At 54.7% G+C, this 15,977-nt stretch carries 16 protein-coding genes; 6 read left to right on the top strand and 10 right to left on the bottom strand.

Features of this window, described 5'->3' with window-relative positions:
- Nucleotides 1-42: 42 nt before the first annotated feature.
- The 3 genes from ACXLHR_RS07475 to alr all read right to left on the bottom strand — a co-directional run bounded on the left by ACXLHR_RS07475 (nt 43) and on the right by alr (nt 2,659).
- Nucleotides 43-489: a paraquat-inducible protein A gene (locus ACXLHR_RS07475; RefSeq protein ID WP_458792498.1), complete on the bottom strand. Its 447-nt coding sequence runs from the start codon at nt 487-489 to the stop codon at nt 43-45.
- A gap of 9 nt (nt 490-498) precedes the next feature.
- Nucleotides 499-1,257 (bottom strand): DNA repair protein, encoded by a 759-nt coding sequence (locus tag ACXLHR_RS07470; protein ID WP_458790853.1) that lies wholly within the window; start codon nt 1,255-1,257, stop codon nt 499-501.
- Nucleotides 1,258-1,621: 364 nt separating this feature from the next.
- Nucleotides 1,622-2,659, bottom strand: a complete 1,038-nt coding sequence (alr, locus tag ACXLHR_RS07465; protein ID WP_458790852.1) for an alanine racemase — start codon at nt 2,657-2,659, stop codon at nt 1,622-1,624.
- A gap of 131 nt (nt 2,660-2,790) precedes the next feature.
- Here alr and ACXLHR_RS07460 point away from each other — a divergent pair, with 131 nt between their 5' ends.
- Nucleotides 2,791-3,942 (top strand): sterol desaturase family protein, encoded by a 1,152-nt coding sequence (locus tag ACXLHR_RS07460; protein ID WP_458790851.1) that lies wholly within the window; start codon nt 2,791-2,793, stop codon nt 3,940-3,942.
- Here the strand turns inward: ACXLHR_RS07460 and ACXLHR_RS07455 are convergent, their stop codons facing one another.
- The 3 genes from ACXLHR_RS07455 to pyrC all read right to left on the bottom strand — a co-directional run bounded on the left by ACXLHR_RS07455 (nt 3,943) and on the right by pyrC (nt 7,357).
- The gene (locus tag ACXLHR_RS07455) at nt 3,943-5,439 is read right to left on the bottom strand and encodes a replicative DNA helicase (RefSeq protein WP_458790850.1); all 1,497 of its coding nucleotides are present in this window, start codon (nt 5,437-5,439) and stop codon (nt 3,943-3,945) included.
- A 169-nt stretch (nt 5,440-5,608) separates the two neighbouring features.
- Nucleotides 5,609-6,286, bottom strand: a complete 678-nt coding sequence (locus tag ACXLHR_RS07450) for an orotate phosphoribosyltransferase (RefSeq protein ID WP_458790849.1) — start codon at nt 6,284-6,286, stop codon at nt 5,609-5,611.
- A 12-nt stretch (nt 6,287-6,298) separates the two neighbouring features.
- A complete protein-coding gene (gene pyrC, locus ACXLHR_RS07445) occupies nt 6,299-7,357 on the bottom strand; it encodes a dihydroorotase (protein ID WP_458790848.1) in 1,059 nt (352 codons plus the stop codon).
- 118 nt (nt 7,358-7,475) lie between these two features.
- Here pyrC and ACXLHR_RS07440 point away from each other — a divergent pair, with 118 nt between their 5' ends.
- Nucleotides 7,476-7,760: a hypothetical protein gene (locus ACXLHR_RS07440; RefSeq protein WP_458790847.1), complete on the top strand. Its 285-nt coding sequence runs from the start codon at nt 7,476-7,478 to the stop codon at nt 7,758-7,760.
- Between the two features lie 109 nt (nt 7,761-7,869).
- Complete coding sequence (locus ACXLHR_RS07435; protein WP_458790846.1) at nt 7,870-8,094, top strand: hypothetical protein; 225 nt, start codon at nt 7,870-7,872, stop codon at nt 8,092-8,094.
- An 81-nt stretch (nt 8,095-8,175) separates the two neighbouring features.
- On the opposite strand, the gene ACXLHR_RS07430 is transcribed toward ACXLHR_RS07435, so the two are convergent.
- Together ACXLHR_RS07430 and ACXLHR_RS07425 are read right to left on the bottom strand one after the other, a co-directional pair.
- Nucleotides 8,176-9,135 (bottom strand): hypothetical protein, encoded by a 960-nt coding sequence (locus ACXLHR_RS07430; protein ID WP_458790845.1) that lies wholly within the window; start codon nt 9,133-9,135, stop codon nt 8,176-8,178.
- Nucleotides 9,136-9,241: 106 nt separating this feature from the next.
- Nucleotides 9,242-10,453 carry an acyl-CoA dehydrogenase gene (locus tag ACXLHR_RS07425; protein WP_458790844.1) on the bottom strand — a complete coding sequence of 404 codons (1,212 nt, stop codon included), beginning with the start codon at nt 10,451-10,453 and terminating at the stop codon, nt 9,242-9,244.
- Nucleotides 10,454-10,602: 149 nt separating this feature from the next.
- Between ACXLHR_RS07425 and ACXLHR_RS07420 the strand changes: the two genes are divergently transcribed.
- Nucleotides 10,603-10,764, top strand: coding sequence for a hypothetical protein (locus tag ACXLHR_RS07420; protein ID WP_458790843.1), 162 nt, complete (start codon nt 10,603-10,605; stop codon nt 10,762-10,764).
- A gap of 183 nt (nt 10,765-10,947) precedes the next feature.
- Nucleotides 10,948-12,582 carry a DUF1217 domain-containing protein gene (locus ACXLHR_RS07415; protein ID WP_458790842.1) on the top strand — a complete coding sequence of 545 codons (1,635 nt, stop codon included), beginning with the start codon at nt 10,948-10,950 and terminating at the stop codon, nt 12,580-12,582.
- 1,019 nt (nt 12,583-13,601) lie between these two features.
- Here ACXLHR_RS07415 and infC read toward each other — a convergent pair.
- The gene (gene infC / locus ACXLHR_RS07410; RefSeq protein ID WP_458792497.1) at nt 13,602-14,096 is read right to left on the bottom strand and encodes a translation initiation factor IF-3; all 495 of its coding nucleotides are present in this window, start codon (nt 14,094-14,096) and stop codon (nt 13,602-13,604) included.
- 260 nt (nt 14,097-14,356) lie between these two features.
- On the opposite strand from infC, the gene ACXLHR_RS07405 reads away from it, so the two are divergent.
- A complete protein-coding gene (locus ACXLHR_RS07405; protein WP_458790841.1) occupies nt 14,357-15,028 on the top strand; it encodes a hypothetical protein in 672 nt (223 codons plus the stop codon).
- An 83-nt stretch (nt 15,029-15,111) separates the two neighbouring features.
- On the opposite strand, the gene ACXLHR_RS07400 is transcribed toward ACXLHR_RS07405, so the two are convergent.
- Nucleotides 15,112-15,960 carry a ferredoxin--NADP reductase gene (locus ACXLHR_RS07400; RefSeq protein ID WP_458790840.1) on the bottom strand — a complete coding sequence of 283 codons (849 nt, stop codon included), beginning with the start codon at nt 15,958-15,960 and terminating at the stop codon, nt 15,112-15,114.
- Nucleotides 15,961-15,977 lie beyond the last annotated feature (17 nt).

Below are 15,977 nucleotides of genomic sequence, written 5' to 3'. Positions count from 1 at the left end.
GTTCTCGTTTTGCCCCATTAATTATTCAGTAGCAATGGGAATTTAAGCTGGGCGGGCGATACGCGGTGTGAGAGCGGAAATAACAATAGAGGCGAGTATACAAAGGGTAAACAAATACAGCCCCCATGCGGTTTCCAATTTACCGATCCCGATGCCCTTGGACACCACAATATACAGCGAAATAAGAAAAATATCCGCCATCGCCAGTTTGCCCATCCACGCCAGCACAGGCAATAATTTCGGGCTCAACAGATCAAAATGAATCAACGCCAGCCCGATGGTTTTCAGATAGGGGGCAAATAGCGCAAAAATCGTGACCAACAGCGCCAGAAACACATCCGTCCCCCAGAGACTTTGCAGACCCGACATCACACTGATTTCCGACAGCCTGAACAGCGGCAACAACCCCGCGCGCAGCAAAGGCGCAAACCAAGCAACCGGAAACGCCACAAGCAAAGCCAGATTAGCCGCGATCAAAATACTGCGCATCATCAGGTGTTATTCAGCCGCCGGTTTCTGGGTCAAAGTGACCACATTATCTTCGGCGTTGTTAAACTGGTAGCCAAGGCGCGGCAAGATCGCCTGCAGCTTCTCGTCAAGCTGATCCAGTTGCGACGCCACAATACTTTCTTCTAAATCAACCTGTTGTGCCCATTTTCGGAGCTGTTGCGTCGTATGTAGCGCCTCGACAATCAGATCCTGCTGATCCTCAACCTCTTCCTGTCGTTGCTGCAAAAACTGCTTGGCGCGCGCAATTTTCTCGTCGGAATATACGTCCGACAGGTGGCGGGCCTGTTGCGACATCTGGGCCGCCACTTCGATCACATCCGGCTCCAACTCGCGCAAATCAGGATGGTCACGCAGATAGGCCAACCGCTCGCGCACCGCGTCAAACTCGGAACTCAGTGTGAAAACACCCGCACGGTCCGCCGTATGGCACAGATGATAGGCGCGGGCCACGTCATCCATCCCCATGTGAAACGACCGGTGGCTGCGCTCCAGCGCGTTCAGGCGCATATTGGTGGGGATCATCAAGGCCGCACATAGCACCAGACCCGTGGCGATAACTTGCACATAGGTGCCAAAGTCCTGCATCGTGACCTCGCCAAACACCATCGGCAGCGTTAGCCAAGACGCTAGCCCGACCGCACACATGAACGTATAGGTCATCATCGCCACCGCACCAGAGCCGACAATCAGCATTGCCACACCCTGAAACAACCGCAGAATTTGATGTGAAATACCCGTGAAATGCATTTTACTTCCCCCAAAGTGAAATCTTCTCAGTGGGGTAACGGTAATAGATTCAAGCCATTAAACCAAAGGGGGAATATTTTCCGAATTTTGACCACAGGTTAAATTAGAGAAATTGCGGGCCATTGTCACAAGAATAACACCTACTCGAAAACCGTGAAAAAATGCCAAAGCAGCCTAGAAAACAGCACAATCAGTGGTTTTCCGCCTATTTACGCATGCCAGTCCCGTTTGAGCGCCAAGTGGCAACCGTCATCGATTATTGCCCTGCGTTAAAGTCACAGTTGGATGTTAATCTATCGGCCAACGCCTGCAAAACCACCGAATTTCACCACAAAACTTCGCACCATTTACGAATCGCTATGAATTACCCGCCACGCGAGCGCCGGCTATAACGCGGGCCAAGAGAGGTCAGTATTTCATATCCAATCGTGCCCGCCGCCTGCGCCAGCTGGTCCACCGATTGGTGTGGTCCCAGCAAGGTTAGCGCATGGGGCTCTTCCGACAGGTCAGTCACATCAACAGTGATTAAATCCATCGATACACGGCCCACAAGCGGGCAGGGCTCATTGCCATAAAACAGCGTCGCCTTGTCAGACATCGCCCGCAGTAATCCATCGGCATAACCGGTCGACAAGGTCGCAATCCGGCTCGGGCGCGTGGCTTGCCAGGCATTCGCATAGCCCACAACCTCACCCGCATCCAGACTGCGGATCTGCACCACAGGCAGATCCATCTGCACCACATTTCGCGCGTCCGCAAAAGGCATCCCGCCATAAAGGCCAATACCCGGACGTGTTACGTCAAAATGATAATCGCGCCCCAGCAAAATCCCGCCCGTCGCAGACAGCGAACGCGGAACAGAAATCCCGTCTGTCATCTGGCGAAACACGTTTAGCTGATAGGCGTTCATCGGATGATCCGGCTCGTCGGCACAGGCCAGATGGCTCATCACCAACGACGGCCGCTGCGCCAGTGCAATCTCGGCAATCGCACCCCATTCGTCCCATTCCATCCCCAAACGGTTCATACCAGTATCCAGCTGAAGCCCGAACGGCGCGCCCGGCAGAGCCTCGAAATGGCGCGAAATCTGGTCAATGGAATTCAGCATCGGCGTCAGACCAAGGTCGCCAATCATATCGGTGTCGCCACTCATATGGCCCGAAAACACCGAAATCTCGGGACCTTCGCCCAAGGCTTGCCGCACAGCCGCACCTTCTTCAGCCACAGCTACAAAGAACTTGCGCGCGCCGGCCTTCGCCAGTGCGCGTGCCACCGTTCCCACGCCTAGCCCGTAGCCGTCCGCTTTCACAACGGCGGCCGTCTCGGACGTTGTCATTTTATCCAAGGCCCGCCAGTTTGTAATAATGGCGTCAAGGTCGATTGTAATATGTCCAGTGCTCATGGACGCCCTTTTGTCAGCACAACAGGGGTGCGGCAAGGGGCCAATGCGCTGCAAAATCCCCGAGTTACGATTGCATGCTGGATTTTTGCGGAAATCCGCGCAATTGTGCCGAAAATTTTAGGAGACAAGTGATGTGGGTGCTGCGCAAGGTCATTAGCCAGTTGGAAACACCACGCGGAGAACGTCCGCTTGGTAGCGGCTGGCTGTCAGGGGCAATGGCGCTGCTGGCCAGTCTTGCGGGTCTGTTGCTGGTGCTGTTGCGCTGGTTCCCCGAAACCTTCTCCTATCCCGAAATCGCATTTATCCAAGACAGCGGCGCGGTCACTTTCGCGCTGCGCTTTGTGCTTTTGGCGGGCTACGCGCTGGCCCTGATCAGCCTGATCCTGTCAAAGCGAAAATCTCTAGGCTGGACCGCGCTGGTGATCTCGGTGGTCGCCTCACTGATGGCAACGTCACAGCCGCAGTTCGGGGCAGGTACCACACAACGCCTTTATTTCGGGTTGGATTATTTCATCATCAACGTGCTGATCGTGGGCTTCTTGTTTGTGCCGCTTGAACGGTTCTTTCCCGCGCGCCGCGACCAAACCGTATTCCGACCCGAATGGCAGGAAGACATGTTCTACTATCTGATCAGCTCGATGATGGTGCAGGTGCTTGGCTTCATCACGCTGGCGCCTTCAAATATCGTCAACGCACAGATCGTTCTGGATGATTTTCGCATACATATCATAAATTTACCGTTCCAGGTTCAAGTGCTGATCATCATGGCCGCGACTGATTTTGTGCAATACTGGGTACACCGCGCGTTCCATATGGTACCGTTTCTCTGGCGCTTCCACTCCATCCATCATTCCACCAAAAAGATGGACTGGCTGGCCGGTGCGCGGATGCATTTGATGGAAATCGCGGTGCTGCGCAGCTTGACCGCACTGCCGATGTTCACCCTCGGCTTCCGCCCAGAAGCGATCCAAGGCTACCTGCTGATCGTCTATTTTTACTCAAGCTTTATCCACGCCAACATCGGCTGGAAGCTCGGGTTTCTCGAACGGTTCTTTGTGACGCCGCGCTTTCACCATTGGCACCACGGCTCTGACCGCGAGGCGATCGACATCAACTACGCCTCACATTTCCCGATCTACGACTGGTTATTTGGCACACACTATCTGCCGCAAACCGCATGGCCGGAAAAATACGGCGTGGTGGGCGACAACGTACCGCGCGGGTATCTCAGGCAGTTTGTGCATCCCTTTGTGAAAGACAAACCTAAACCGCCTGTGAAGTGATCAATATTCCTCGGACGGGGTGCCTTGCCATGGTTTGGCAAGGTTGCCAAAGCGGGTGAACTGCCCCTCGAACGACAACCCGACAGTGCCAATCGGCCCGTGGCGCTGTTTGCCAATCACAACCTCGGCCTTGCCGCGCAGGCGTTCCATCTCGTCTTGCCACGCTGCGATTTTGTCCATCTCGTGGTCGCCCGGTTTTTCGCGTTCTTTGTAGTATTCTTCGCGGTAAACGAACATCACAACGTCAGCATCTTGCTCGATCGAGCCCGATTCACGTAGATCAGACAGTTGCGGGCGCTTGTCTTCGCGGCTTTCGACCTGACGCGACAGCTGCGACAAAGCAACAACAGGAATTTGCAACTCCTTGGCGATGGCTTTCAGGCCCATGGTAATTTCGGAAATCTCGTTGACGCGGTTCTCGGATCTACCGGTGCCGCGCACCAGCTGCAAGTAGTCCACAACCAATAGATCCAAACCGTGCGTTCGTTTTAGACGGCGGGCGCGGGCGGCCAACTGGCTGATCGGCAGGGCGGGTGTGTCGTCGATGAACAGCGGGCAGGCTTCAAGATTTTTGGCGGCCTCGACAAAGCGACGAAATTCGCTTTCTTCCATATCACCAGAGCGGATCTGGTGCGAGTTGACCTCGGAGGCTTCGGACAGGATCCGCGCGGCAAGCTGTTCGGCCGACATCTCAAGCGAGTAGAAACCAACGACGCCGCCGTTGACCGCACCTTCGGTGCCGTCTTGCAATTTGCCTTTGCGGTAGGCTTTGGCGACGTTGTAGGCGATGTTTGTCGCCAATGATGTTTTGCCCATCGACGGACGTCCAGCAAGGATCAGAAGGTCGGATTTGTGCAAACCGCCCAGCATCTTATCAAGATCAACAAGTCCTGTGGAAATGCCCGACAAACCACCGTCACGCTGGTAGGCGGCGTTGGTGACGTTGACCGCTTCGGTCACTGCTTTGAGGAAAGACTTAAAGCCGGTGTCGGTGGACCCTTGTTCAGCGAGGCGGTAAAGTTCTTGTTCGGCCTCGACAATTTGCTCGGAAGGTTCGGATTTCACGTCTACTTTGGCGGCTTTGTCAGCGATATTGCGCCCGACCATTATGAGCTCGCGGCGTGTCGACAGATCATAGATCATCTGGGCGTAATCACGCGCGGCAAATGCCGAGATCGCGGAACCCGCGAGGCGGGCAAGGTAGGCAGGGCCGCCGAGTTCTTTGAGACCCTCGTCGTCTTCGAGGAAGGTTTTAAGTGTCACGGGCGAGGCCAGTGCGTTTTTTGCGATGCGGCTTGCCGCGGTCTCGAAAATGCGCGCGTGAACCGGATCGTAAAAGTGTTTTGGGCCAACCACAGAGGCAATACGGTCAAAAATATCGTTATTTGTCAGGATCGCACCGAGCAATTGCTGTTCGGCCTCAATTGAGTGCGGCATGGTATCGACCGGGGATGTGGTGGCTACGCCTGTGGCGTTGAATGTTGCGACTTCGTTCATATTGTGACCCTAACCCCGACCTTGATTGTCCCCTTGTTTACTTACGAAACATGGGCGGTATGCGCAAATTGTATGTTTTTGTGGATAAGATGCAGCCTAGCATATCTAGGGATGCTGCGGGCAAGAAACCGCTAGATGTCGCGGTTTCTTGCCGGTGTTTATTTTCCGGTTACGATTTTCGGGCGTCTGACCAGCCAGCGGGATCGCGCAGGTACGCGTCGACCTCTGCCAGTGTTTCTGCGTCGTAAGAGCCGCGGGCTTTGGCTTCGGCCAGCACGTCCCACCATGTGCACAGGTGCAAGAGCTGGACGCCGTGGTCGGATAGGGATTTTTCGACGCCTTCAAAGATGCCGTAGTAGAAAATCACCGCCGTGGCGCTGCACGTGGCGCCGGTTTCGCGGATGGCGTCGACAAACGAGAGCTTGGAGCCGCCATCGGTGGTGAGGTCTTCGACCAGAAGCACGCGCTGGCCTTCGGTCATGACACCCTCGATGCGGGCGTTTTTACCGTAGCCTTTGGGTTTTTTGCGCACATAAGTCATTGGTAACGCAAGACGTTCTGCGACAAGTGCGGCAAACGGGATGCCTGCGGTTTCACCGCCTGCGATATTGTCAAAAGACTCGAATCCGGCTTCGCGCATGATCGTTACCGAGAGAAAGTCCATCAGCGTAGACCTTATCCGCGGATAAGAAATGAGTTTGCGGCAATCAACATATGTGGGCGCTTGTTTGCCGGATGCGTGAGTGAACGGCTCGCGGGCGTTGAAGGTGATCGCCTCTATTTCCAGAAGCATCCCTGCGGTCAGTCGTGCGATTTCGTCTTTTGGGGGGAAGGATGAAGGAATCATAAAGGCAGCTTTCTATGCGTTAACGTGGACCGACCAGTGAAGGTCGAAACCGGGATCAAAGACGGTGACAGGGCCGTCGGGCGTGGTGATATGGGCGGGGTAGCGCACGGCGGTCCCTTTGGTCAGGGTGATCGTGCGGGTGTTTGGGTCTAGGCCGTAGTAGCGCGGGCCGTTCAGGGAGGCAAAGGCTTCGAGTTTGGAAAGCGCGCCTGCGGCGTCGAACACTTCGGCGAGGCACGAGACGGTGTTGGTCGCGGTGAAGCAGCCAGCACAGCCGCAAGCCTGAAGCTTGGCGGGGTCGGTGTGCGGCGCGCTGTCGGTGCCCAGAAAGAACCGTTTGTCGCCAGAGATCGCGGCTTGAACCAGTGCTACGCGGTGGACTTCGCGTTTGGCGACGGGCAGGCAGTAGTAATGGGGTTTGATGCCGCCTACCAGAATGTGGTTTCGGTTGATGATCAGGTGGTGCGTGGTGATCGTGGCGGCCATGTTTTTAGAGCTGTCGCGCACATAGTCTACCGCGTCTTGGGTGGTGACGTGTTCCATGACCACTTTGAGGTCGGGGGTCTTTTTGCGCAGGGGTTTCAGGACCTTGTCGATGAACACGGCTTCGCGGTCAAAAATGTCGACGTCTGCATGGGTGACCTCGCCGTGTACGCAGAGCGGCATGCCGATTTCCGCCATTTTTTCCAGCACGGGACGGACTTTGGCAAAATCCGAGACGCCGGATGCAGAGTTTGTGGTCGCACCCGCCGGGTAGAGTTTCACGGCCGTGGCGATGCCTGCGGCATGGGCGGCGGCGACGTCTTCGGGGTCGGTTTCTTCGGTGAGGTAGAGGGTCATCAGAGGCTGGAAGTCTGAACCTGCGGGCAGGGCGGCCATAATGCGGTCGCGGTAGGCCATAGCATTTGCGGCTGTGACCACTGGCGGGATCAGGTTTGGCATGATGATCGCGCGGCCAAAGTGGCGGGCGGTCTCGGGCAGCACGGATTGCAACATTGCCCCGTCACGTAGGTGCAAATGCCAATCGTCGGGCTGGCGGATCGTCAGTTCTGTTATGTTTTTGTCAGGCATGGGGCGGGGGTACACTTTCAAAGCTGCGGTGACCAGATACAGATTCTTCTCTCTTGTATACTGACACAGCGCCGCTGATATAGGCGCAAGGTGATTTTTTTGGGCTTGGAGAGACGATATGTTTGGATTTTTAGTGGCGATTGCGGCCGGGTTTTTGACGCCGCAGCTGGATGCCCCTGTGGCGCGGCCCTTGGTGCGTAAGATGGAGAAGCATTTTACTGTTGAGCTGGCGGAGACACGGCTGATTTCGTTTATTGTCGCGATGTTGCTGGCGGGCATTGTCAGTGCGCTGCTGGATTCGGGGTCGGCGTTCTGGGTGATCCTTGGCGGTGCGTTGGGGTATTTTGGTATCCGGCTGGTGGCGGCAGTGCAGGATTTGATTGCGGCGCGTCAAAACCGCTAGGCGCTATGCGGCTTACGCAATGCTGCGATGCAGAAAGAAGACCTACTGCATCGCAGCATAATTGCTATGTTGTTCTCAACAGACATTGATAACAGATAGGAACATCATCATGGCCTTTATCACCGACACACGCAGCTCGCTTTCTAAAACATCAAATCTCTTTACATCCGCGTGGGATTTCATCGTGAGTGCATTTGAAGCTGTTGTCGTCGCACGCAGCCGTTCAGAAATAATCGCACGTTATGAAAACATGTCAGATGACCAATTGGCTAACATTGGCATTACCCGCGAAGGTATTGTCGCGCATGTATTTCGCGACAAGTTCTACATCTAAAATCGCGTTTACCGCACTTAAAATAACCGCGCCCGAGGTGAGCCTCAAGCGCGGTTTTTTTGTGTTTGGGTCAAGTCGCTGTTAGGCAACTCTGGTTTTTAGCGGAGTGCTGGGGCTGTGGCCTTCTTCGCGCAATTCTTGCAGTTTTGTGGCAAAGAACGGGTTGTCGCCTTGGCGTAGCACATAGGTGCAGACATTGGCGGCCAGAACCGGATGGCCGGTTTTGATCATCTGGGTGTAGAGCGTGCGCAGGTAGGGGATATGGTTGCGCCGAGCTTGCATCGCATTGATGAAGCTATGCTCTGTCAGTGTTTTGTTCATTGCGCTGACGATCATCTCGTCGTGAATACCCATCGCGTCAAGCGCCACATCGGGCCGGTTGCCGAGCCCTGTGCAGCGTAGCGTGGTCACGTTATCGCGGGTGAAGAGTGCGGCATGTATCGCGTCGAACCGTTGCAGCGGGTCAAAGGCGATGAAGGCGTGGTTGGCCGCGTCGATCATATCCGGGGCAAAACCGTAGCGCGAGGTGAAGTTTTGTCGCCGCTGGTCGATGTAGCGGGTTTCCCAGCCTGCGACGCGCGGATCAAGTGTGGCTTGCGGGCGCAGGGCGAGCACCGTGCATCCTGGCGCCGCGACGCTATAGGCCGCAGCCGCGTAGCCGCCGCCATGTGCGCCGTGAAAGAGCACTTTGTCGAAATCTTCAAAGAAGCCGTCGTCGATCAACCGGTCAAAGTAGCGATAGATTGCGGGGTCGCGAAACCAGCTGTCGGTTTGGCTGATGATCGCGAGATGTGACCACGCTTCGTGCCGCGTGTAGTGGAAGCCGCGCGGCTCGGCGTTTGCGTTGTATTTACGAATGTAGTCGGCCGCCTCGAAGGTGACCAGAAGATTAGTGCCTGCATCAAGAAAAGCGGCGCAGTGGTTTTTTCCCAAGGCTTCGTAGTAGCCTAGATCATCGCTGAGCGTTTCAATCCGGTCATACCAGTCGTCAAACTCCAGGCCAGCAAGTTCAGCCTCGAAATTCAAGCGCATATCGTTCATTACTACTCTCCGATCCGGGTTTCATCCGGTGACAATTCCTGTTTGACTGACAGGGCATTGTGTCAAAAATTGGTAAATGCCCCGCCAGAAATAAGGAAATTGCGCGTCAGAAAAAAGCTTGCAGTCCTGTTTGTGCCCGTCCGAGGATAAGGGCGTGCACGTCGTGGGTGCCTTCGTAGGTGTTGACGGTCTCTAAGTTGATCATGTGGCGCATGACGGGGAAGTCTTCGGAGATGCCGTTGCCGCCGTGCATGTCGCGGGACATGCGGGCCACGTCAAGCGCTTTGCCGCAGTTGTTGCGTTTCATCAGGGATATCATTTCGGGGGCCGCTTTGCCTTGGTCCATCAACCGACCGATGCGCAGGGAGCCTTGCAGGCCGAGGGTGATTTCGGTTTGCATGTCAGCGAGTTTTTTCTGGAACAGTTGGGTTTGGGCCAAGGGGCGTTTGAATTGGTGACGGTCCAGCCCGTATTGGCGTGCGGCATGCCAGCAGGCTTCAGCTGCACCCATAACACCCCACGAGATGCCGTAGCGCGCGCGGTTAAGGCAACCAAACGGGCCTTTGAGCCCTTCGACGTTGGGAAGCAGGGCGTCCTCGGATACGTCCACGTCTTTCATCACGATTTCGCCTGTGATGGATGCCCGCAGCGAGAGTTTGCCGCCGATTTTAGGGGCGGAAAGTCCCTCCATTCCTTTTTCCAAGATAAAGCCGCGGATTTTGCCGCCGTGCGCTTCGGATTTTGCCCAGACGATAAAGACGTCGGCGATGGGGGCGTTTGAGATCCACATTTTAGAGCCGGTGATTTTGTAACCGTTGGCAGTTTTGCGCGCGACGGTTTTCATGCCGGATGGGTCAGAGCCGGCGTCGGGTTCGGTCAGCCCGAAGCAGCCGATAGCTGTGCCTGCGGACAGAGCGGGCAGGTATTTGATTTTTTGTGCCTCAGAGCCGTAGGCGTAGATGGGATACATCACGAGAGAGGATTGCACGGACATCATCGAGCGGTAACCACTGTCGACGCGCTCGATTTCCCGCGCGACGAGCCCGTAGGTGACGTAAGACGCCCCAAGCCCGCCGTATTCTTCGGGGATCGTCAGTCCAAGCAGCCCTGCGTTGCCCATCTCGGTAAAGATGTCAGGAGGGGTGACTTCATCGCGGTAGGCTGCGGTGACGTTGGGTTGCAGTTTGCTTTGTGCGAATGTCTGCGCCGCGTCGCGCAGCATGCGTTCGTCTTCGTCGAGCTGGTCTTCCATGCGGAAGGCGTCGGCCCAGTCGAAGGGTCCAAGGTCGGGTCCAAAGCCTGCGGTGTCATGTGCCATTTGAAAATTCCTTATCCGTTTGGCTGCAAGTTAGGCGTAAGGGCGGGCAGGGGCAATGCATCTGTTTGGCCGGGCTCATGGTGTCTGCTGACCTGAACTGTCAGCGGTGTTGGTGGACTATGTTTAAGTAACATACACAGGAGAAAGATATGATTGGTTGTTTCGGCATCCAAGACCTTGCGCTGTCGTATGGGTGGGGTCGCGGCGCTGAGGTATCACGGATGATCCACAACAGCGGCGTCTTATTGGGAGCGTCCACGGTTTTGCGCGAAACGGCTGAGGGTGAAGCTGGTGGGGGGGATGCGTGTTGAAGTCGTGTTGTTGTATGGCCCAAGCCATTACACGCGTTTGACGGACTGTTTACACCCGCCCGTGCGGTGACAGGTGCTTGGTCGGCTTAAAGGTAAAATTAACATATTGCGCTTAGTCTGATCGAGGGCGACCAAAGACGGTTACACGATGGTTACGGGAGCGCAACAGATGCAGAGGGCACCATGAGTTTTTCACCTTTAACCTTCGGAAGCGGCATTGCTGGTTATAATTTCCTAGCGCGAACGCGTGATACGCAGCAGAATTTGATGGCGCAGTCGCCGCAGGTGAAGCGCGAAACCGATAATTTTGTCACGCAAATACAAGATATTAAGACCTCGGATCAATTGCTGGATAATCGCAGTGTTCTGAAAGTGGCGCTGGGCGCGTTCGGGTTGGATGACGATTTAAATAACCGGGCTTTTATCAAGCAGGTGCTGGAATCGGATCTGTCTGATAGCACGTCGCTGGCGAACAGGCTGGCGGACAAACAATATCTGGCATTGGCGAAGGCATTTAATTTCTCTGGGGATGGCGGGCCAAGTACGTTTGGTGTCAAGACGGGCGATGAGGTGCTTGATCAGCTTAAGACTCTGAAATCTGCGGATGATTTGCTGAATGATCGCGCGCTATTAAGTGCGACGCTAAAGACATTTGATTTGGGTCAGGACGTCAAAAACACCTATTTCCTCAAGCAGGTATTGGAATCGGACCCCGCTGATGCAAATTCGTTTGTTAACCGCCTTGGCGACCCCAGCTATGTCGCGCTTGCGACGGCTTTTGATTTCTCGGGCAAGGAAAGTAACGGCAATACTGTGTTTAGTTTTGCGCAAGTGTTTTCCGGACAGGCAGAGAATATCAAGACAGTCGACGACCTGTTCGACAAGCCGGACCTGTTGAACGAAGCGCTGAGAGTTTTTGGGTTGGAAGATGATCAGTACCAGCTTGATTTCCTCAGGTCCGTGCTTGAGTCCGATACCGGAGATGACAGTTCTGTTGCGAATAGTCGGGACGATCCGCGCTATAGCGTTTTGGCAGATGCATTTGGCTTTGCAGAGCGTGAGAAGTTTGATCTGGCCCTTGCGAATAATCCAAACCCGCCTTTCCCGAGTCTGGTTTTTGAAAGTAAACTAGAGAAATTCGTCAAAACCGTTTCAGCGCAAACTGATCCGTTAAATACGCCTGAAGATTTTTTCAACAATTTCAAGCTGATGGTTGCGAGCTATGATTTCTTTGACGTGCCATTTAGGGAGGATCAGGCTAAATTCGTGAATAGCCTATTTACATCCGACCGATCAGATCCTGTTTCGCGGTATAATACGACGTCCGATACGCGGTATCGCGCGTTGGCTGACGGTTTCAATTTCGAGGCGCCCGAGGTGGAGCAGAAGTATCCGCCCGGATTCACTGAGACCGTGGTTCAGAACTATCTTGACCGGCAGTTCGAAATACAGGTTGGCGAGCAAGAACCGGCCATGCGTTTTGCTTTGGCGTTAGGGCCGGAACTGACGACGATCGCTGAGAGCGGGGCGAGTGAAAATGGCAAATGGTACGCGGTGATGGCATCGCAGCCCTTGCGGGAGGTGTTTGAGACGATATTTGGTTTGCCGTCGAGTTTTGGTGTTTTGGACGTTGACCGACAGCTAGGCGATTTAAAAGCGAAATCGGAACGCATGTTTGGTACCTCAAATCTGTCGGAATTGGTGACACCCGAACGTGTTGACGAGGTCAGACGCCGGTATCTGGCACAAAGCGCTCTTGCTGCCGATAGCGTGCAATCGTCAGCCAGCCTGGCGTTGACGTTGCTGTCAATCAGGTAGGTGGAGTGGACTTTCGAAACCGACAGCGTTGGAATGGGTCATCTTGGTTAGCTTTTCTTATATGGTTCGAGACGTTTTGGGCGGATGTCCCTGTTTTTCGAGAAGCGCAACGATATCGTCAAAGGACCAAGGCGAGGCGTGCGCGGGCTGATTGGACTGGCGCGAGTTGATTGGAATGTGCGCAGTCAGCCGTTCATGCGCCAGAAACCATAGCGGCTGGTTTTGGATTGATAAGACCTCTGTTAAAACGCATTTGACTCGTCTGTGTGGCCGGAATGTCTGTTCGGTGTGGCGCCGTTTGGTCGCTGACAGGCACATAAATTCATCGCAGGGTCGATCAGCGCAGTATTGATTATGCATTGGGTGATCGGTGGCACAATGGATCGGGCCGCTTTTGATATTTACGTTGAAATCCAACTCGCCCGGCACCCCGCACAGACGTGATGCCTGACAAACGATCTGGCCAAAAAAACCGCAGGCAGTTGAAATACTGAAAGCCCATGGCTGAAGGGTATTTTTCAAAGATGCAGGATTTGGCTCAGATTAAAGCAAACTGCTTTAAAGGCTCGACACAGAAGTCAGCGTTCAGGGTCACATTGGCATTCTGATGACGGGTGCGCGCGATACATGAGGCGTGGCGCTTCTTGGGCATGATGTCTGTGAGGAGGAATAAGGATACAAGAATATTGTTGCCCCAACGAACACGCATTTAAGCGGGTCGCAACACCACAACCGTCAATGATCGTCGGCTGGTAGACAGTAAAAGCGAAGCCAAATGGTTTCAATTTGAATTTACCGCAAAGCAGAGTATTTGCAGCGCGCTTCGATGATCGACGTCACGCTGGAGCAAGTTGACAGGCGTTTGGCATAAATGCCGAGAGCGCCTGTCGTCTTGGAGTGGCTTCGGAGGCGGGCCGATCAGCATAATCATCTGACGACCTTCCCCGACGTTTTCTTCGAAACGGCGTCCAAGTGACAGGCGTTTGGCACAAATGCCGAGAGCGCCTGTCGTCTTGGAGTTACTTCGGAAGCGGGCCGATCAGCATAACCATCTGACGACCTTCCATTTTCGGAAAGTTCTCGACGCGGCCGGTTTCTTTGGTGTCTTCTGCGACGCGTTCTAGCAAGATACGTCCCAATTCCTGGTGAGCCATTTCGCGGCCACGGAAACGAAGGGTGATTTTCACCTTGTCGCCGTTTTCAAGAAACTTGAACACATTCCGCATTTTCACATCGTAATCAGCGTTATCCGTGTTTGGACGGAATTTCACTTCTTTGATCTCAATGATCTTTTGCTTCTTGCGCGCTTCGGCTTCTTTCTTTTGGGTCTCGTATTTGAATTTGCCGTAGTCCATGATTTTACACACGGGCGGGGATGCGTTCGGAGAAATTTCTACAAGGTCCAGCCCTGCGATCTCGGCGAGTTCCATAGCACGTTCCGGCGATACAACGCCTTCATTTTCGCCTTCTGCACCGATCAGGCGGATATCGGACCCGCGAATACGCTCGTTAATGCGAGGGCCGGTGTCGCGCGCTGGTGGCGCGTTGTGTGGTCTGCGTCCTATGATCTTTATCCTTTAATCGTTAGTAGGGTGCAGTGCACAAGGTAGACCTCGCGGGGTCGCTCTTCAACCCGAAAAAACCTGTAAATAACCGCCTATGTGGGGGGAATCTCGCTTAAAGTGGTGCTTTCCCTTTAGATTACTATCTGACATATGATCCGCAGGACCCATCTGGGGGTCAGTATGATGCAAACATTAAGGGGACATGACCAATGAGAGCAATCATTATTATAATCGTCGCGGCGATTCTCGGCTTTTTCGGCTACCAATATTTCGCAAACGACAAAACACCTGCTGTCGCTGTGGCAGAGCTGACAGGGTCGGCGAATGACGCGGTTGATACAGCGTCCGAAGTTGAAGCAGATGTTGCTGACGAGGCTGCTGCTACTGCGGTTGCCGCTGAGGAAGCTGCTGCTGCGCAAGCACAGGCTGCAGAAGAAGCTGCAACTGCTGCTGCCCAAGAGGCTGCCGCTGCTGCGACTGCCGCTGAAGAAGCTGCCGCCGCTGAGGCCGCTATTGCCGCTGAAGCAGCTGAAGCAGCTATTGCTGCTGAAGTGACTGCTGTTGAAGAGGCTGCAACGACTGCTGTTGATGACGCTGCTGCTGCGGCTGCTGCGACCCAAGAGGCTGCGGCCGCTGAAGTGACTGCTGCGCAAGAATCCGCAACTGCGACAACGGACGCTATGGCTGAGGACGCAAATGAGGCCGCTGCATTGTTGACGCCAGAAGGTTTCGACGCAGACAAAGTGGTGGAAATGATCGCAAACTCGAATCTGTCGGACGTGCAGAAAACTGTCCTGACTGGTGCAGTTGAAAGCGTGAGAACAAATCCTGCGTTGCTGAATGCGACACTCACACGTCTGAAAGAAGCAATGGGCATGTAAGCCCGAGGCTATAGACATAAAAAGGGCCGCGTCAGTGATGATGCGGCCCTTTTTTTATTGCTATTTGTTATTGTCGTGCGGGTTTAACCGACGAAAGCTTTTTCGATCACGTATTGCCCCGGATCGGAGTTGGCGCCTTCGTGCAGGCCCGCTTTCTCTAACAGCACTTTTATGTCCACGTTAAATGCGAGGCTGCCGCAGACCATGGCGCGGTCGGTCGCGGGGGTGAGCGGTGGCAAGCCGAGATCGGTGAACAGTTCGCCGTTTTCGATGAGCGTGGTGATGCGCCCCATCTTGGCAGAGTGTTCGCGGGTTGTGGTCGGGTAGTAGCGGATCTTGGCGAGGTTTTCTGCGCCGAGCAATTCGATCATCATTTCGTCGCTTTTGAGGTTTTCGATCAGGTCGCGCCCGTAGGTCAGCTCGTCCACATCGCGGCAGGTATGGGTGACGATGACCTCGTCGAAGTTTTCGTAGGTGTCCGGTTCACGCAGCAGGGACGCAAAGGGCGCAAAGCCGGTGCCGGTCGCAAAAAAGTAGATCCGTTTGCCTGGAACCAGTGCATCATGCACCAAGGTGCCGACGGGTTTGGGTTTGAGGATGATCTCGTCGCCGACTTTGATGTGTTGCAAGCGCGAGGTCAGCGGGCCGTCCGGCACCTTGATCGAATAGAATTCCAGTTCGTCGTCCCAAGATGGCGAGGCGATAGAGTAGGCGCGCAGCAAAGGGCGCTGTTTTCCCGTCACCGGATCAGGGTCGCCCATCAGGCCGATCATCACAAACTCGCCGGATCTGAACCGCAGGGATGCGGGCCGCGTGACCCGAAAGCTGAACAAGTGGTCGGTGTAATGGGTGACGGCGGTCACGGTCTGCGCGTCAGGCAGGGCGGGGACTTTGGCGGCTGTTTGCATATTCACTGGGTTCTGCTCTGTCATAGTTCATTCGGCGATCC

The organism is Yoonia sp. MH D7, from assembly GCF_054439475.1.
Note: the sequence above shows the minus strand (reverse complement) of the source record. Positions and strands in the feature narration are given on the sequence as shown.